Genomic DNA, 16940 nt, shown 5'->3' with positions numbered 1-16940 from the left:
AGTTCCACGGCCCTTCGATCGATGAGTTCTTTCCGGAGATCCTCTTCCACGTAGGACCCATCCCGGTGAACCGGATCCACCTGATCCAGTTGCTCTCGGTGATCGCCGTGGTCCTCATCCTCTGGCTCGGCACCCGACGCATGAAGGTCGTCCCCGGACGTTTCCAGAGCGTCGTCGAGATGGGCCTCGGCTTCGTCCGTGGCGGCATCGCCCACGACCTGCTCGGTCGCAAGGACGGTGACCGGTTCCTCCCGATCCTGATGACCATCTTCTTCATGACTCTGTTCATGAACATCACCGGCATCATCCCGTTCCTGAACATGCCGGGTACGGCGATCATCGCGGTGCCGCTCACGCTCGCGGTGGTCAGCTACGTCACCTTCATCTACGCCGGCATCAAGAAGAGCCCCAAGAACTTCTTCAAGAACTCGCTCTTCCCCTCCGGTGTGCCGTGGCCCGTGTACTTCATCGTCACGCCCATCGAGCTGATCTCGACCTTCATCATCCGCCCGGTGACCCTCACCCTGCGACTGCTGATGAACCTGGTCGTCGGTCACATGATCCTGGTCCTCTGCTTTGCAGCGACCCAGTTCTTCTTCTTCACCGCGGGTGGCGGCTGGGCCGCTCTCGGTATCGGAACCCTCGCGTTCGGCGGCGCCTTCACTCTCTTCGAGATTCTGGTCGCCGTCCTCCAGGCATACGTCTTCACCGTCCTCACCGCGGTCTACATCCAGCTCGCGGTCGCAGAAGAGCACTGAGCGGGCGGGCAACAGCCCTCCCACCCAACGAAAGGAAAAACCCCGTGGACGCAACTACGGTTCTCGCTGACATCAACGGCAACCTCGCGGTGATCGGCTACGGCCTCGCAGCCATCGGCCCGGCCATCGGTGTGGGCATCGTCGTGGGCAAGACCATCGAGGGCGTCGCTCGTCAGCCCGAGCTGGCCGGCCGTCTCCAGGTCCTCATGTGGATCGGTATCGCCTTCACCGAGGCGCTTGCATTCGTCGGCATCGCCGTCGGATTCATCCCCTTCCCGTAATCCGAACCGACTTCTGAAGGAGACAGGATGCTGAACGCTCTTGTCACGAACCTCGCAGCAGAGGAGGGCGCGGTCAACAACCCGCTCATCCCGGCGTGGTACGACATCATCTGGTCGGGCCTCTGGTTCCTCATCATCCTCATCGTCGTGTGGAAGGTCGCCCTTCCCAAGCTGACGAAGATGCTCGACGAGCGGTCCGCCGCCATCGAGGGCAACATCGCCAAGGCCGACGAGGCGCAGAAGCAGGCGGAGGCGGCACTCGAGGAGTACACGCGTCAGCTCGCCGAGGCGCGTACCGAGGCCGGCGAGATCCGCGAGGCCGCCCGCGAGGACGGCAAGAAGATCGTCGCCGAGGCGAAGGACGCCGCGACCGCCGAGGCCGCACGCATCACCGCCACCGCGCACACGCAGATCGAAGCAGAGCGTCAGACCGCTCTCGTCTCGCTGCGCAGCGAGGTCGGATCGCTCGCTCTCGACCTCGCCGGTGGCGTGGTCGGCGAGACGCTCTCCGACGACGCACGTGCGACGGCTGTCGTCGATCGCTTCCTCGCCGAGCTCGAGGCATCCGAGAAGGCGGCTCAGTAATGGGCAGCGCGACCACTCAGGCACTCGCGGCATCCATCAAGACGCTTGCCGCAGCGAAGGACGTCACTCTCGACACCGCGCGGGAGCTGTTCGCTGCCGCGCATGCCGTGAGCGAGTCGTCCCAGCTGAGCGGCGCGCTTGCTGATCCTTCCGCACCCGCCGCGGCACGACAGAACGTCGTCGCCGCGGTGTTCGGCGGGTTCTCCGCAGGCGCCCAGGGCGTCTTGAAGACCGCCGTCGCCGAGCGCTGGTCCCACGCGGGTGAGCTCGTCGACGGTATCGAGGAGCTCGCGATCCGCGCCGCAGCGATCGCGGAGCCCGGCACGGACATCGAGGGGGAGCTCTTCGGATTCTCCCGGGTGATCGCGGCGAACCCCGAGCTCGAACTCGCTCTGGGCAGCCGCGTCGGCGGAGAAGACGCCAAGAGTGCACTCGTCGAGCGCCTCCTGGCCGAAGGCTCCACCAGCGCCGCGACGACGCTGATCATCACGTCGCTCGTGCGCGAGCCGCGCGGGCGACGGGTCCGACGGCTGCTGAACCGGGCGATGAGCGTCGTCTCGAGCCAGCGTGGTCGAGTGGTCGCCACGGTGCACACCGCGGCCCCTCTCAGCGACGCGCAGCGCGCCCGTCTCAGCGACTCGCTCTCGCGTCGCTACGACGGCCAGGTATCGCTCAACGTCGTCATCGACCCTGCCGTCGTCGGAGGCCTGCGCGTGCAGATCGCCGATGACGTCATCGACGGCAGCATCTCCGCACGACTCGCCGACCTTCGCCAGAAGCTCGCGGGCTAACACGACTTCGCGCGGGGAACCGCGCACCCAGATACAAAGGGAAGACAATGGCAGAACTATCGATCAGCCCCGACGTCATCCGTGACGCGCTGAAGGACTTCGCCGCAGCATACGAGCCCTCCGGGGCCGGGGCGACCGAGGTCGGCACCGTCATCGACGCCGCAGACGGCATCGCGCACGTCGAGGGACTGCCCGGCGTCATGGCGAACGAGCTCGTCATCTTCGCCGACGGCACCAAGGGTCTCGCACAGAGCCTGAACGAGCACGAGATCGGTGTCGTCGTCCTCGGCGAGTTCACCGGCGTCGAGGCCGGTCAGGAAGTCACCCGCACCGGCGAGGTCCTCTCGGTCCCGGTCGGCGACGGCTACCTCGGCCGCGTGGTCGACCCGCTCGGCAACCCGATCGACGGACTCGGTGCCATCGAGACCGAGAGCGTCCGCGCCCTCGAGCTCCAGGCTCCCGGCGTCATGCAGCGCAAGTCGGTGCACGAGCCGATGCAGACCGGCATCAAGGCCATCGACGCGATGATCCCCGTGGGCCGTGGCCAGCGTCAGCTGATCATCGGCGACCGCCAGACCGGCAAGACGGCCATCGCGATCGACACGATCATCAACCAGAAGGCCAACTGGGAGTCGGGCGACGTCAACAAGCAGGTCCGCTGCATCTACGTCGCCATCGGCCAGAAGGGCTCGACCATCGCTTCGGTGAAGGGCGCGCTCGAAGAGGCCGGCGCTCTGGAGTACACCACGATCGTGGCGGCTCCGGCGTCCGACCCCGCCGGCTTCAAGTACCTGGCTCCCTACACGGGTTCCGCCATCGGTCAGCACTGGATGTACGGCGGCAAGCACGTCCTCATCATCTTCGATGACCTGTCGAAGCAGGCTGAGGCCTACCGTGCCGTCTCCCTCCTCCTGCGCCGCCCGCCGGGCCGTGAGGCCTACCCGGGTGACGTCTTCTACCTGCACTCGCGTCTGCTCGAGCGTTGCGCGAAGCTGTCCGACGAGCTCGGCGCCGGTTCCATGACGGGTCTCCCGATCATCGAGACCAAGGCGAACGACGTCTCGGCCTACATCCCGACCAACGTGATCTCGATCACCGACGGCCAGATCTTCCTCCAGTCCGACCTCTTCAACGCCAACCAGCGTCCTGCGGTCGACGTGGGTATCTCGGTCTCGCGAGTCGGTGGTGACGCGCAGGTCAAGTCGATCAAGAAGGTCTCCGGAACGTTGAAGCTGGAGCTCGCGCAGTACCGCTCCCTCGAGGCGTTCGCGATGTTCGCATCCGACCTCGACGCGGCTTCGCGTCGTCAGCTCTCCCGTGGTGCGCGTCTGACCGAGCTGCTCAAGCAGCCGCAGTACTCGCCGTACCCCGTCGAGGAGCAGGTCGTCTCGATCTGGGCCGGTACCAACGGCAAGCTCGACACGATCGAGGTCTCCGACGTGCTGCGCTTCGAGCGCGAGCTCCTGGACTACCTTCGTCGCAACACCCAGGTCCTCGAGACCCTCCGCGACACCAACGTCCTCGACGACGCCACGGTCGCCGAGCTCGACAAGCAGACGGATGCCTTCATCCTGGAGTTCCAGGGTGGCAAGGGACACGCCATTGGCGCCCCGGGTCACGAAGAGCACGCTGCGGCCGAGGCGGAAGACGTCAACCAGGAGAAGATCGTCAAGGGTCGTCGCGCGTAACCGCGTGAGGTACTGACATATGGGCGCTCAACTCAGGGTCTACAAGCAGAAGATCTCTTCTGCTCAGACGACCAAGAAGATCACGAAGGCGATGGAACTCATCGCGGCTTCGCGCATCCAGAAGGCGATGGCACGCGTCAAGGCGTCCACTCCCTTCGCGCGTGCCGTGACGAGGGCCGTGTCGGCCGTCGCGACGCACTCGAACGTGGATCACCCGTTGACCCGCGAGTCCGAGAACATCACCCGCTCCGCGGTCGTGATCTTCTCCTCGGACCGCGGTCTGGCCGGAGCCTTCAACTCGCAGATCCTCCGTGAGGGTCTCGAGGTTGCGGAGCTCCTGCGGGAGCAGGGCAAGGAGCCGGTCTTCTACCTCATCGGTCGCAAGGCCGTCGGATACTTCCAGTTCCGACGCCTGGCTGCCGCTGCGGAGTGGACGGGCGACACCGACACCCCGTCGTTCCACACCGCGGAGGAGATCTCCGCGACGCTGCTCGAGTCCTTCTCCCGCGGGGGACAGGACGGCGGCGTCGACGAGATCCACCTCGTGTACAACCGTTTCGTCAGCATGATGACGCAGTCGCCCGAATCCGTGCGTCTGCTCCCGCTGGAGATCACGGAAGCCGATGAGTCGGAGGCCGGTAACACCGTTTACCCGCTGTACGAGTTCGAGCCGGACGCCGAGACTGTTCTCGACGCGATCCTGCCGGTGTACATCCAGAGCCGAGTCTTCAATGCTCTCCTGCAGTCGTCTGCCGCAAAGCAGGCGGCGACGCAGAAGGCGATGAAGTCGGCCAGCGACAACGCCGACAAGCTCATCACCGACTACACCCGTCTGCGCAACAACGCGCGCCAGGCGGAGATCACGCAGCAGATCGCCGAGATCGTCGGCGGCGCCGACGCCCTCTCGAGCAAATAGACCATCAGGAAAGAGACGAAAATGACCCTCACCGCTCCGGCTGACCAGCCGGCGACCGCGGTCGTCGGGCGCGTCGCACGCGTCAACGGTCCGGTTGTCGACATCGAGTTCCCTCATGACTCGATCCCCGACATCTACAACGCGCTGAAGACCACGATCGCGATGGGCGAAGAGTCCACCGAGATCACGCTCGAGGTCGCTCAGCACCTCGGCGACGACCTCGTCCGCGCCATCGCGCTGAACCCGACCGACGGCATCGTCCGCGGCCAGGAAGTCCGCGACACCGGTGAGGCCATCTCGGTCCCCGTCGGCGACGTGACCAAGGGCAAGGTGTTCAACGTCATCGGCGAGGTGCTGAACCTCGAGCCCGGCGAGACCATCGAGGTCACCGAGCGCTGGCCGATCCACCGCAAGGCCCCGAACTTCGACCAGCTCGAGTCCAAGACTCAGATGTTCGAGACCGGCATCAAGTCGATCGACCTCCTCACCCCGTACGTGCTGGGTGGAAAGATCGGTCTGTTCGGTGGAGCCGGTGTCGGTAAGACCGTCCTCATCCAGGAGATGATCCAGCGCGTCGCGCAGGACCACGGTGGTGTGTCGGTGTTCGCCGGTGTCGGTGAGCGCACCCGTGAGGGCAACGACCTCATCCACGAGATGGAAGAGGCGGGCGTCTTCGACAAGACCGCCCTGGTGTTCGGCCAGATGGACGAGCCGCCGGGAACGCGTCTTCGCGTCGCCCTGTCGGCTCTGACGATGGCGGAGTACTTCCGTGACGTGCAGAAGCAGGACGTTCTGCTCTTCATCGACAACATCTTCCGCTTCACGCAGGCCGGTTCCGAGGTCTCCACGCTGCTGGGCCGCATGCCCTCCGCCGTGGGTTACCAGCCGAACCTCGCCGACGAGATGGGTGTGCTCCAGGAGCGCATCACCTCGACGCGTGGTCACTCGATCACCTCGCTGCAGGCGATCTACGTGCCCGCCGATGACTACACCGACCCGGCTCCGGCGACGACGTTCGCCCACCTCGACGCGACGACCGAGCTCTCTCGTGAGATCGCCTCGAAGGGTCTGTACCCGGCCATCGACCCGCTGACCTCGACGTCGCGCATCATGGACCCCCGCTACTTGGGCGAGGACCACTACCGCGTCGCGACGACCGTCAAGCAGATCCTCCAGAAGAACAAGGAGCTGCAGGAGATCATCGCCATCCTGGGTGTCGATGAGCTCTCCGAGGAAGACAAGATCGTCGTGTCGCGTGCACGTCGCATCCAGCAGTTCCTCTCGCAGAACACCTACATGGCCAAGAAGTTCACGGGCGTCGAAGGTTCGACCGTCCCGCTGAAGGAGACCATCGAGTCGTTCGACGCGATCACCCGCGGTGACTTCGACCACGTGGCCGAGCAGGCCTTCTTCAACGTCGGTGGCATCTCCGACGTCGAAGAGCAGTGGGCGAAGATCCAGAAGGAGAACGGCTGACCATGGCGCTGCATGTCAGCCTCGTCTCCGCTGATGCGGAGGTCTGGACGGGAGAGGCGAGCCTCGTGGTCGCCAAGACCGTCGAGGGTGAGATCGGCTTCATGACCGGCCACGAGCCGGTGCTGGCCATCCTCGCCGAGGGCCAGGTTCGCATCACCCAGTCGGATGGCACCAAGGTGCTGGCCAACGCGCAGGACGGGTTCCTCTCGATGGAGGGCGACACCCTGACGATCGTTGCCGGCAACGCGGCTCTGATCGCTTAGCAGTTCCTGTTTCACGCGTCCGCCTCGGCACCCGCACGGGTTCCGAGGCGGACGCGTCTGTATCCACCGAGGTTCCATGAAGATCCTGCTCCCTCCTTCGGAGACCAAGCATGAGGGCGGTGAGGGGTCCCCGCTCGACCTCGCGTCGCTGGCACTCCCGTCTCTGAACGAGCGGCGCGCCGCTGTCGTCGAGGCTCTGATCGACCTCGCTGCCGACGAAGAGGCTGCCCGTCGGGTGCTCAAGCTGAGTGCTCGGCAGAGCGGCGATGTCGCGCACAACAGGGCGCTTCGCTCCGCTCCCACGATGCCCGCGATCGACCGATACACGGGGGTGCTGTTCGACGCGCTCGATGCCCGATCGCTCTCCGTCGCGTCCCGTCGATGGCTGGGTGCCCATGTCTGGATCCACAGCGCTCCGCTGGGACCGGTGGGCGCGCTCGACGCGGTCCCGACGTATCGGCTGGCCGCCGGCACCTCCGTCCCCGGGGTTCCCGCGCTTCGGCGGCATTGGGCGGAGGCCACCTCTGCAGCGATCGCGGAGGCGGATCCGTCGTTCGTGCTCGACCTGCGGAGTGAGGCCTACGTCGCGCTGGGACCCGTGCCGGACTCCGTCTCCTCCGCTTACGTGCGTGTCGTGACGGAGCACGGGAGGGCCCTCAATCACTTCAACAAGAAATCGAAGGGTGCACTCGTCCGGGCGATTGCCGAGGATCGACCACGGGTCGGTTCCCTTCGCGGTCTTCGGCTCTGGGCGGAGAAGCGAGGGATCATTCTCCGCGATGGCGCACACCAGGGCGTGCTGGAGCTCGTCGTCGACGAGTGAGCAGGGGATCGGCCGGGTGTGCCGTGCGTCCACGCGCGGCCACGAGTCGAACGCGCCCGACGGCGTAAGAGACATGCGCGCGTACCCCGGGAAGCGCTAGTGTGTTCAGCGCATGATGCCGCATCATGACTTTCTGGAGGGAACCATGAACGACTACTACGGCTATGACGGCCTGTCAGGCGGAGCGATCCTCGCGCTGACCCTGGTCTACACGATCCTGCCACTCGCCATCTACGCACTCTACTCGTGGTTCTACATGAAGATCTTCGAGAAGGCGGGAGTGCAGGGGAAGTGGCGCGCGTGGGTGCCCGTCTACAGCACGATGATCTTCTACAAGCTCGGCGATCTGAGCCCCTGGCTCGTCCTCTACCTGATGGGTGCCGGTATCCTCGGCGCGATCATCCCGTTCCTCGGGTGGTTCCTGATCCTCCCGCTCGTCGGCATCGCGGGTCGCGTCGTCGACCTGATCGCCGCCTGGCGCGTCGGGCTGAAGCTGCAGAAGGACGCTGTCTGGGTCGTCCTCTACTTCTTCCTGCCTCCGGTGTGGCTCGGCATCAACGCGTTCGACAAGTCGCGCTGGAACCCGAGCATCCAGCCCGCTTCCTGGGCTGCCAACGGTCTGCTCGGCGACCGCACCGCGTGGGAGGGCATCCCCGCTCAGACGTCGGCCGCGGCGCCGCAGCCCGGTTACGGTGCTCCGCAGGGCTACGCGCAGCCCGGACCGCAGGGATACGCGCCTCCCGCGCAGCCGGGGTACGCACCGCCCGCGCAGCCCGGCTACGCACCTCCCGCAGGCCCTGCAGCTCCGGCGACCGGTGCCCCGGTTCCGCCGGTGCCGCCGACCACGCCGCCGGCGCCCCCTGCGGCACCGCCCACGGCTCCGCCCGCACCGCCGACGGCTCCGCCCGCTGCTCCGCCGGCTCCTCCCGCAACCCCGGCGTCCCCGCCGACCGATCCCACACAGCCTCCGGCGTGATGGTCTGACGGTGTGACCTTCTGACACAGAGCCCCCGACCTCGGTCGGGGGCTCTGTGCTGTTCCGAGTGGTCGTCTATCCGCAGCGGCCGCTAACGTGGTGGCATGGTCTCGTCCCAGCGCCGTGTGGGTGCCTCCGGTCTTCTCGTGTCCGCCACCGGCCTCGGCTGCAACAACTTCGGGCGCGCGGGGACGATGACGGAGAGTCTTGCCGGCACGCGCGAGGTGATGGATGCGGCTCTCGCCAACGGCATCACCTTCTTCGACACCGCTGACATGTATGGAGCAGCAGCGGGGGCGAGCGAGCTGCTGATGGGCGAAGCTCTCGAGGGACGCCGCGACCGTGTGGTGCTGGCGACGAAGTTCGGACACGAGCGCGACATGGGTTACGCGTTCCCCGCTGCCCGGGGTTCTCGTCGCTACGTGCGTCGGGCCGTCGAGGAATCGCTGCGCCGGTTGCGCACGGACTGGATCGATCTCTATCAGCTGCATCTCCCCGATCCCGAGACGCCGATCGCGGAGACCACGGATGCCCTCGATGAACTCGTGCGCGAGGGCAAGATCCGCTACTACGGGCACTCGAACTTCGCCGGGTGGCAGATCGCCGAAGCGGAGTTCACGACGAGGGCGCGATCGAGTGGCAGGTTCATCTCGGCTCAGAACCACTACTCCCTGCTGGCTCGGGCGGCGGAGCGGGAAGTGCTGCCGGCGGTGGAACGCTACGAACTCGGCTTCTTCCCGTATTTCCCCCTGCACAACGGCCTGCTCACGGGGAAGTTCACTCGCGACGGCGGGCCGCAGCAGAGCCGGATCATGTCGACACGGCGCCACGTGTGGGAGAACGCACCGTGGGATGCCCTGGATGCATTCCGCGATTTCTGCGATGAGCGCGGCATCACGATGGTCCAGGCGTCGTTCGGCTGGTTGCTCTCGCACGCGGCGGTCTCCAGCGTGATCGCGGGCGCGACCTCGGTCCCGCAGGTCGAGGCGAACGCAGACGCGGGGGAGGCCTGGCGCCCCGACGCGGCCGAACTCGCCATCATCGATGATCTGTTCCCGCTGCCGGCCGATCCGGGCGCCCGGGTGTGATCGAGGTGCGCGTGACTTCTACTACGATGTGTTGTGAGTATCCTGCGACCGTCCGACCCGCCGCAGGCCCATCGGAGGCAGCACGTGGCTGAGACGAAGACGCACCGCGTCACGGTTGCGCAGCGCCCGCTGCTGCTGTCGTGGTCCGGGATCACCGATCAAGGCCGACGCCGGGAGACGAATCAGGACGCGTTCCTCGCCGACTATCCGCTGTTCATCGTCGCTGACGGAATGGGCGGTCATGCCGGCGGCGAGATCGCGAGTCAGAGCACGGTGGCCCGGTTGCAGGCCGTCGTCTCCTCGGGGAAGGTCGACGGACCATCGATCGAGAATGCGCTCGAACTGGCTGTCGGAGACATCGCGGAGCATCCCGAGACCACCGACGAGGGCACGGGGACCACGCTCACGGGAGTGTACTTCGAGACCGACGGGGATGAGCCGCGCTGGACCGCACTGAACATCGGCGACTCCCGCGTGTATCTCCTTCGCGACGATCGGCTGGTCCAGATCACCACCGATCACTCGGTCGTGCAGGAACTGATCACAGCGGGCAAGCTCAGCCCGGAGGAAGCTGAAGGGCACCCCTACAGCAACGTGATCACGCGTGCCGTGGGGGCGAGTGAGCTCACAGCTCCCGATTACGTCTCCATCGACGTGCGTCCCGGTGACCGATTCGTCATCTGCTCGGACGGCCTCACCAAGGAACTGACCGACTACGGGATCCAGCATTTCCTCCGGGAGCACGACGATCCGGGTGCCGCGGTGGACGCGATGCTTGCGGCGGCGTTGGAGAACGGCGGTCGCGACAACGTGACCCTCATCATCGTCCAGGTGGCGGCAGAGGACGACTCGTCCTCCCCAATCGAGAACACCGCGGAGTAACGCTCCAGCGCTGTGCACAGCCCTGTTTCACGGGCCGTGATGCGGTCCACTGGATTCCATGGAATCCCCTCCGATCGTGCTTCCCGCGGCTCCGGCAGCGTCGCCTCGCGCTCCACTGCCTTTCATGGCCGCCCTCGTGCCGGTGGCTACGGCAGTGGTGATGTGGTTGGTCACCGGCTCCCTCTTCGCGTTCTGCTTCGCGGCATTGGGGCCGTTGATGATCGGCGCCTCACTGCTCGACGCGACACGTACGCGGCGCCGTGAACGCCGACGAACCGAGCAGCAGCTCGAAGCCGAGTGGGTTGCGGCGGAAGCGGATCTGGTCCAGCGTCAGCAGGACGAGCTCGAAGCTCTGTGGCAGCGGTGGCCCGACGCCGCGACCTGCATCGCACAGGCGCCTCTGCGCGGCGCTCAGGGAGTCGACGCGACGACTCCGATCGTCATCGGTGCCGGCAACACGACGAGTGCGGTCCGCTGCACCGGCGCGGATGACGCGCGCGGGCGGGACTTCCGTGAACGATGCCGTGTCATCGCGGACGCGCCGGTCTCCGCGCCGATCGGTGGGGGGATCTGTCTTCGAGGTGCGCGGCCTGTGGCCGAGGCGGCAGCGCGCGCTCTTGTCGTGCAGCTGTGTCTGCGGTTCGGCACCGGCCAGCTGTCGCTGATCGGCATCGATCCGGAAGACACTGATCTCGCTGACCACGGCCTGGCGAGCCTGCCCCACGCCCGGAGTGCGCGGCGTGGTGCTTTCCGGATCGGGTTCGGTCCTGCGGCGGGCGTCCGGGGGGACGCGGACGCCCTGATCGTGTTGACCGCGGTGGGGGAGGACGTCCCGGCGGGAATCACGACGGTCATCGACATCGTCGAACCGCGGCGGGCGACGCTGCGCACCCCGACAGGTAGCCAGGCAGTCGCTGTCGAGTGCCTGTCGCGTGCCCAAGCGGAGACCGTCTCCGCGGAGCTGGCGCGTCGCGACGACGAGACGGATGCGATCCCCGACGCGGTGCTGCTCTCCGAGCTCGAGCAGACCTCGGCCGGAGGCGGGCTCGTCGCGACCATCGGCCGAGGCGAACGCGCGAACATCACGGTCGACATCGTGGGAGACGGACCGCACGCGATCGTGACGGGGATGACGGGGACCGGCAAGAGCGAGCTGCTGGTCAGCTGGGTCACTGCCATCGCCACGGCGCACGGCCCGGACGAGGTGACGTTCGTGCTCGCCGATTTCAAAGGCGGTACGGCTTTCGAACCCCTGAGCGCACTGCCTCAGGTGGCCGCCGTCATCACTGATCTCGACGATCAGGGTGCAAGACGAGGCGTCTCCAGCCTGACCGCCGAGCTGCGACGTCGAGAGAGGGTGCTGGCCGCCGCCGGGGCGCGCGACGTCAGCGGTGTGTCGATGCCCCGGCTGATCATCGTCGTCGACGAGTTCGCGGCGCTTCTGACCGAGCACCCCGAGCTCGGTGCGGTCTTCATCGATATCGCTGCCCGTGGCCGCGCCCTCGGGATGCACCTGATTCTCGGGACACAGCGTGCTGCCGGGGTGATCAGAGACGCCCTGGCTGCGAACTGCCCCCTTCGCATCAGCCTGCGCGTCGGCGACGCCGCCGACAGTCGGCTCGTGATCGGTACCGATGCTGCCTCCGCGCTCACGGGAGACGTCGGTTCCCGCGGTCTCGGCTTGCTGCGTCGACCATCCGACCAGGAACCCGTCGCGATGCGCATCGCCCTGACTGAGGCTTCCGATATTCGTGGTGTCGGTCTGCGGTGGGCGGCAGCGGGCGAGTCATCCAGCCCGTGGCTTCCCCCGCTTCCGGCCATCCTGCCGATCGCCGAACTCGTCACGGAGGCCGGAATCCTCCCCGATGCGATCATCCTCGGTCGCGCCGATGACCCTGGTCGCCAGGCGCAGCCGCTGGAGATGCTCCGGCGCGGAGAGGAACGGGGGCTGGTGGTGCTGGGCGCCCCCGGATTCGGTAAGACCTCGGTGCTGAGAGCGATCGCGGCGCAATGCGATGACGCATTCTGGATGCCCGGCGATCCCGAGGGCGCCTGGGACGTGCTCGCCGCATGGGTCGAGGGCGGGGAGCGTCCGCCCTCGGTCGTCCTGATCGACGACATGGATGCGATGCTGGCGACCCTGCCGGCCGAATACGCGCAGCAGCTCGTCCACCGCTGGGAGCGCGTGCTTCGGGCGAGTCCGGACACCACCTTCGTTCTGACGGCCACCAGGGCGAGCGGGGCGTTGGGACGTGTACTCGATCTGGTGCCCCGTCGGGCGCTGTTGCGGATGCCGACGAGACTCGAGCATCTGGCGGCCGGCGGAGAGGCATCGGGGTTCGTGCGCGACCGCGTACCCGGGCGCGCCGTGATCGGAGATCGCGAGGTGCAGTTGGCGTGGGTCGACGAGAGCCGATGGCTGCCGCAGGCAGCGCAGACACCACGGTGGACGCCGTCGTCTGCGATCACCGCTGTCGTCAGTGCCGGCACCGATACGGTCATCGCCGCTCTTCACGACGCGCACCCCGCATGCGAGGTGGTGGCGGCAGGATCTGAGTCGACTTCGCCGGGAACACGCTGCATCGTGGTCGCCGACGCGGAGACCTGGCAGCGGAACTGGTCGCTGTGGCAGCGCATCAGATCGGCAGGCGAGGTGCTCATCCGATGTGAACACCCCGGTGAGCTCCGGCAACTGGTCGGCGCGCGGGAGCTTCCTCCGTATGCACACCCGCACGCAGGCCGGGCCTGGTCGGTCACCGGCTCCGGTGCGCCGAAACGTGTCCACCTCGCCGAACTGTCGCCTCGGTGAAGCGATGCCCTGAGAAGCGTTGCCCTGAGAAGCGTTGCCGTGAGGAGACGTTGTCGTGAGGAGACGTTGTCGTGAGGAGAAGGCGCCGCGAATCGACGCTCGGCGCCGAGGAACACCGCCGCGGGCGTCAGACTCCTGCGCCGGGGCGGATGGAGCCGACGTTCTCCCCTCCGCCGAGCACGGCGAGCGGAAGTGCGTCCGCGAGCGATGCCACGTCGGCATCGCTCAGCCCGCCCGCCCGAGCGAGAAGGGTCGCGGCAACGATCGTCGAGGCTCGAGTGGCGCCGTCGAGCATCTTCAGCGCCACGGTCGTGCCGTTGGGGGCGACCATCACCATCACGCCCTCGGCGCCGTACTTGGTGAACACGCCGAGCCTCTCGGTCGCGATCGTGTCGGGGCGGCCCGGACCCTCGATCGTCCAGGGGTTCTCCCGCACGGCGCGGACCAGGGAACCGGCCACGCGGTGGAGGGCGAAGGGCGAGCGGTCGGAGGCGGTGCCGATGCGGTGGATCGCGCGTGCCAGGCCGGTCAGCGTCATCGCATGGACCGGCGCACCGCACCCGTCGATAGCGGTATGGGCGATCTTCTCGCCGGTGAGGCGCTCGATGACGTCGCGGATGTGCTGTTGCAGTGGATGGGTCGGGTCGAGGTATCCGTCGGTCGGCCAGCCCGTCGCCACGCATGCGCGGAGCATCGCAGCGTGCTTGCCGGAGCAGTTCATGCGCACCCGGGTCGGCTCGCCGTGCTCGCGGACGAGCTCGTCTCGCGACGCCGAGTCGCTCGGCCACGTGGCCGGGCAGCGGAGGTCGTCTTCCGTCAGCCCGCCCTCGGTCAGGATGTCGCGTACCACCGAAGCGTGACGGTCGGTGCCGACGTGACTGGCCGTGGAGAGCGCGAGCTGCTCGCCTTCGAGGACGGCACCTGCGGTGATGCAGGCGATCGCCTGGAGAGGCTTGAGGCTGGATCGCGGCAGGATCAGCGCATCGGCATTTCCATGGCGACCGACGATGTCCCCGTCGGGGGAGAGCACGACGGCCGCGCCGGCGTGGCGGGATTCGACGAATCCGCTCCGCTCGACGACGGCGAGTTCCACGGAATCCTGAACGGTGAGAGTCTCCTGCACCCGTCAACTCTAGCCCGGGGCGTGCGGCGTCTCGCGTCGTGTCGGAGGAGCCTGACAGACTGAGCAGATGGCAGAGACGACCACGCGCACGCTCGGCGAACACCGCTACGCGCTCACCTCGACGTGGACCGGCAACACCGGCACCGGGACGACCGGATACCGGGACTACCGGCGAGACGTGACGATCGAGGTCGAGGGGAAGCCCGATCTCCTCGCCTCGGCAGACAAGCCGTTCCGCGGCGATCCCTCACGATGGAATCCGGAGGACCTGCTGCTCGCCTCCCTCTCCGAGTGCCACCTGCTGTCATACCTGCACGCGTGTGTGACCGCGGGCGTCGTCGTGGTGTCCTATCGCGACCAGGCCAGCGGGACGATGCGCGAGGACGGTGCGGGGGGCGGATCGTTCGTCGAGGTGATGCTGCGGCCCGAGGTCGTCGTCGCCGAGGCCTCGATGATCGACGCAGCAGAGCGCGCCCACGCCCAGGCGAACGAGTGGTGCTTCATCGCGAACTCGATGAACTTCCCCGTACGCCACCAGGCGACGGTCACAGCCCTCGCCTGAGTGGGGCTCACAGGCCTCAGCGACGCTCGTGCGGGAGGGCCTGCTTGATCTTCTCGATGGCACCTTGCGCCGGTGCCTCGTTGTACGCGCCGGCGAGCTCCTGGCCGGAGAGACCATGGATCGCCGCCATGATCTGATCGGTGGCGAGGCGACGTGCGCGTCCACTGGTCGCGGGCCCGTGCGGCGAGAGGTCGAGCGGCTCGCCGAAACGCACGGTGATGCGCTCCTTGAGGGTGGGGATCTTCGCTCCCACCGGCATCACCTTGTCCGTGCCGATGAGGCCGACCGGCACCACAGGGGCGCCCGTCTGCAGAGCGAGGAACGCGACGCCTGTGCGGCCTTTGTAGAGGCGGCCGTCGGTCGAGCGGGTCCCCTCCGGGTACAGGGCGACGGCGAGACCCTCATCGAGGAGCTGGCGTTGCAGATCGAGCGCGTCCAGCGCGGCTTGCCCGGCACCTCGTCGCACCGGGATCGCGCCGATCGATTCGAAGAAGGTCTTGCTCATCCAGCCTTTGAATCCGGTGCCTTCGAAGTACGTCGACTTCGCGAGGAAATGGACGGGACGAGGGGCCGCGACCGGGATCGCGATCGAGTCGATGAATGACAGATGGTTGCTCGCGAAGATGACGGGACCGGTCAGCGGCACGTTGTCGCGCCCCTCGATCCGGGGGCGGTACACCAGACGGGCGAGCGGCGTGATGAGGCTGCGGCCGAGCGTGTAGGCGAACCCGGCGTGGCGAGGCTTCGCAGTCTCCTCTGGCGAGGATTCCTCTTCTGACGAGGATTCGGGCTCGACGGACTGCTCAGAGGTCATCAGAGCAGATTACTCCCGGATCCATGCCGGGGTGGGAATGAAGAGTTGCGCCGCGCCTCCCAGCGCGAGCAAAGGGGTATGGGGCAGGATGGAGTTTCCTGCCCGCGATCCCGAGGTCTCACTGTGCGCAAGCGTCCGCTCATCGTTCTGTCCACCGTCGCCGCGGCGACCCTGCTGCTGGCGGGTTGCGCCGGTGGTGGAGCCCCGGAGAGCTCCGGCACCCCGTCGCCCTCCGCATCGAGCGCGTGCCAGTTGGATGCGAAGTCCGGGGATACCTCGGACGCGGTCGTCGTGGAGGGGGAAGGGGCAGACACCACCGTGACGGTCCCGGCCGATGCGCCGTTCGCCGGCGTCGAGAGGACCGTCATCTCCGAGGGAGACGGAGACGACGTCGTGGTCAATGACCTGGTGTCCGTCGAGTACCAGATCGTCGACGCGACCAACAATCAGGTGCTCGACTCGTCGGCTCGTGGTGAAGGTGGTGTGCTGCCCGTTCTCCTCGACACCAACCAGTCCTCGCTCTTCGTCGCGGCGCTCGAGTGCAAGCCGGTCGGCTCGCGCATCGTGCTGACTCTTCCCGGAAAGGTCCTCGGCGAGGGCGCCAACAACGTGGTCGTCTACGCCGAGGCCGTCGAGCAGCTGCCCGAGGTGGCGACGGGAACGCCGGTCGACCCGACTCCCGGCATGCCGACTGTGAAGCTCGACGACAAGGGCGCTCCGACCGTGACGATCCCGGACGGCGACGCGCCGACGGAGACCCAGGTCGCCGTCCTCAAGCAGGGTGACGGTGCGACGGTCGCCTCCGGCGACCTCGTCGTCGTGCAGTACCTGGGCGTCAAGTGGTCCGACGGCAAGGAGTTCGACTCCAGCTGGAGCCGCGACGCCGCGCCCGCGCAGTTCCAGACCACCGGCGTGGTCGCGGGCTTCCAGAAGGCCCTCGAAGGTCAGAAGGTCGGCTCACAGGTCATCGTCGTGATGCCGCCGTCCGACGGATACGGTGCGAGCGAGGGACATGAGCTCCAGAAGGAGAGCCTCGTGTTCGTCGTGGACATCCTGGCGACGACACCGGTCCAGGCGCAGCAGTAGCCGCTGGGTGCCGAGAGCG

At 67.2% G+C, this 16940-nt stretch carries 17 protein-coding genes; 15 read left to right on the top strand and 2 right to left on the bottom strand.

Annotated features, from left to right (window positions below; translation table 11 throughout):
- Positions 1–38: 38 nt before the first annotated feature.
- From atpB to GLO27_RS08250, 13 genes are all read left to right on the top strand, one after another.
- On the top strand, positions 39–758 hold the full coding sequence (gene atpB, locus GLO27_RS08310; protein WP_231479872.1) for a F0F1 ATP synthase subunit A: 720 nt from the start codon (positions 39–41) through the stop codon (positions 756–758).
- Between the two features lie 44 nt (positions 759–802).
- Positions 803–1039 carry an ATP synthase F0 subunit C gene (atpE, locus tag GLO27_RS19755; RefSeq protein ID WP_021199373.1) on the top strand — a complete coding sequence of 79 codons (237 nt, stop codon included), beginning with the start codon at positions 803–805 and terminating at the stop codon, positions 1037–1039.
- A 27-nt stretch (positions 1040–1066) separates the two neighbouring features.
- Positions 1067–1624, top strand: a complete 558-nt coding sequence (locus tag GLO27_RS08300) for a F0F1 ATP synthase subunit B (RefSeq protein ID WP_021199374.1) — start codon at positions 1067–1069, stop codon at positions 1622–1624.
- Positions 1624–2415 (top strand): F0F1 ATP synthase subunit delta, encoded by a 792-nt coding sequence (locus GLO27_RS08295; RefSeq protein WP_021199375.1) that lies wholly within the window; start codon positions 1624–1626, stop codon positions 2413–2415. The genes GLO27_RS08300 and GLO27_RS08295 overlap by 1 nt, the downstream gene beginning before the upstream one ends.
- Before the next feature lie 47 nt (positions 2416–2462).
- Positions 2463–4103, top strand: coding sequence for a F0F1 ATP synthase subunit alpha (gene atpA, locus GLO27_RS08290; RefSeq protein ID WP_021199376.1), 1641 nt, complete (start codon positions 2463–2465; stop codon positions 4101–4103).
- Positions 4104–4122: 19 nt separating this feature from the next.
- Positions 4123–5019, top strand: a complete 897-nt coding sequence (locus GLO27_RS08285) for a F0F1 ATP synthase subunit gamma (RefSeq protein ID WP_017830990.1) — start codon at positions 4123–4125, stop codon at positions 5017–5019.
- A gap of 21 nt (positions 5020–5040) precedes the next feature.
- Positions 5041–6495, top strand: coding sequence for a F0F1 ATP synthase subunit beta (atpD, locus tag GLO27_RS08280; RefSeq protein ID WP_017830989.1), 1455 nt, complete (start codon positions 5041–5043; stop codon positions 6493–6495).
- A 2-nt stretch (positions 6496–6497) separates the two neighbouring features.
- A complete protein-coding gene (locus GLO27_RS08275; RefSeq protein ID WP_017830988.1) occupies positions 6498–6758 on the top strand; it encodes a F0F1 ATP synthase subunit epsilon in 261 nt (86 codons plus the stop codon).
- 76 nt (positions 6759–6834) lie between these two features.
- Complete coding sequence (gene yaaA, locus GLO27_RS08270; protein WP_167254362.1) at positions 6835–7581, top strand: peroxide stress protein YaaA; 747 nt, start codon at positions 6835–6837, stop codon at positions 7579–7581.
- A gap of 145 nt (positions 7582–7726) precedes the next feature.
- Complete coding sequence (locus GLO27_RS19600; protein WP_052514688.1) at positions 7727–8557, top strand: DUF5684 domain-containing protein; 831 nt, start codon at positions 7727–7729, stop codon at positions 8555–8557.
- Between the two features lie 104 nt (positions 8558–8661).
- Entirely contained in the window at positions 8662–9645 is a 984-nt protein-coding gene (locus GLO27_RS08260) for an aldo/keto reductase (RefSeq protein WP_029264709.1), read from the top strand.
- 84 nt (positions 9646–9729) lie between these two features.
- Entirely contained in the window at positions 9730–10527 is a 798-nt protein-coding gene (locus GLO27_RS08255; protein WP_167254360.1) for a protein phosphatase 2C domain-containing protein, read from the top strand.
- A 58-nt stretch (positions 10528–10585) separates the two neighbouring features.
- Positions 10586–13336 carry an FtsK/SpoIIIE domain-containing protein gene (locus tag GLO27_RS08250; protein WP_167254358.1) on the top strand — a complete coding sequence of 917 codons (2751 nt, stop codon included), beginning with the start codon at positions 10586–10588 and terminating at the stop codon, positions 13334–13336.
- A 127-nt stretch (positions 13337–13463) separates the two neighbouring features.
- Here the strand turns inward: GLO27_RS08250 and GLO27_RS08245 are convergent, their stop codons facing one another.
- Positions 13464–14459 (bottom strand): asparaginase, encoded by a 996-nt coding sequence (locus GLO27_RS08245; protein ID WP_031207106.1) that lies wholly within the window; start codon positions 14457–14459, stop codon positions 13464–13466.
- Positions 14460–14526: 67 nt separating this feature from the next.
- On the opposite strand from GLO27_RS08245, the gene GLO27_RS08240 reads away from it, so the two are divergent.
- A complete protein-coding gene (locus GLO27_RS08240) occupies positions 14527–15021 on the top strand; it encodes an OsmC family protein (protein WP_021199382.1) in 495 nt (164 codons plus the stop codon).
- A gap of 16 nt (positions 15022–15037) precedes the next feature.
- Here GLO27_RS08240 and GLO27_RS08235 read toward each other — a convergent pair whose 3' ends face one another.
- A complete protein-coding gene (locus tag GLO27_RS08235; protein WP_167254356.1) occupies positions 15038–15835 on the bottom strand; it encodes a lysophospholipid acyltransferase family protein in 798 nt (265 codons plus the stop codon).
- A gap of 123 nt (positions 15836–15958) precedes the next feature.
- On the opposite strand from GLO27_RS08235, the gene GLO27_RS08230 reads away from it, so the two are divergent.
- The gene (locus tag GLO27_RS08230) at positions 15959–16921 is read left to right on the top strand and encodes an FKBP-type peptidyl-prolyl cis-trans isomerase (protein WP_167254354.1); all 963 of its coding nucleotides are present in this window, start codon (positions 15959–15961) and stop codon (positions 16919–16921) included.
- The last annotated feature ends 19 nt before the right edge of the window (positions 16922–16940 follow it).

It is taken from the genome of Microbacterium sp. Be9 (genome assembly GCF_011754135.1).
Classification (GTDB): Bacteria; Actinomycetota; Actinomycetes; order Actinomycetales; family Microbacteriaceae; genus Microbacterium; species Microbacterium maritypicum_A.
This window is presented reverse-complemented; position numbering and strand designations above follow the sequence as displayed.

What these genes read in the sequence shown, in the direction of transcription:
- GLO27_RS08300 (WP_021199374.1), top strand. Translation starts at nt 1,067, where the DNA reads ATGCTGAACGCTCTTGTCACGAACCTCGCAGCAGAGGAGGGCGCGGTC.
- GLO27_RS08295 (WP_021199375.1), top strand. Translation starts at nt 1,624, where the DNA reads ATGGGCAGCGCGACCACTCAGGCACTCGCGGCATCCATCAAGACGCTT.
- atpA (WP_021199376.1), top strand. Translation starts at nt 2,463, where the DNA reads ATGGCAGAACTATCGATCAGCCCCGACGTCATCCGTGACGCGCTGAAG.
- GLO27_RS08285 (WP_017830990.1), top strand. Translation starts at nt 4,123, where the DNA reads ATGGGCGCTCAACTCAGGGTCTACAAGCAGAAGATCTCTTCTGCTCAG.
- atpD (WP_017830989.1), top strand. Translation starts at nt 5,041, where the DNA reads ATGACCCTCACCGCTCCGGCTGACCAGCCGGCGACCGCGGTCGTCGGG.
- GLO27_RS08275 (WP_017830988.1), top strand. Translation starts at nt 6,498, where the DNA reads ATGGCGCTGCATGTCAGCCTCGTCTCCGCTGATGCGGAGGTCTGGACG.
- yaaA (WP_167254362.1), top strand. Translation starts at nt 6,835, where the DNA reads ATGAAGATCCTGCTCCCTCCTTCGGAGACCAAGCATGAGGGCGGTGAG.
- GLO27_RS19600 (WP_052514688.1), top strand. Translation starts at nt 7,727, where the DNA reads ATGAACGACTACTACGGCTATGACGGCCTGTCAGGCGGAGCGATCCTC.
- GLO27_RS08260 (WP_029264709.1), top strand. Translation starts at nt 8,662, where the DNA reads ATGGTCTCGTCCCAGCGCCGTGTGGGTGCCTCCGGTCTTCTCGTGTCC.
- GLO27_RS08250 (WP_167254358.1), top strand. Translation starts at nt 10,586, where the DNA reads ATGGAATCCCCTCCGATCGTGCTTCCCGCGGCTCCGGCAGCGTCGCCT.
- GLO27_RS08240 (WP_021199382.1), top strand. Translation starts at nt 14,527, where the DNA reads ATGGCAGAGACGACCACGCGCACGCTCGGCGAACACCGCTACGCGCTC.
- GLO27_RS08235 (WP_167254356.1), bottom strand. Translation starts at nt 15,835, where the DNA reads ATGACCTCTGAGCAGTCCGTCGAGCCCGAATCCTCGTCAGAAGAGGAA.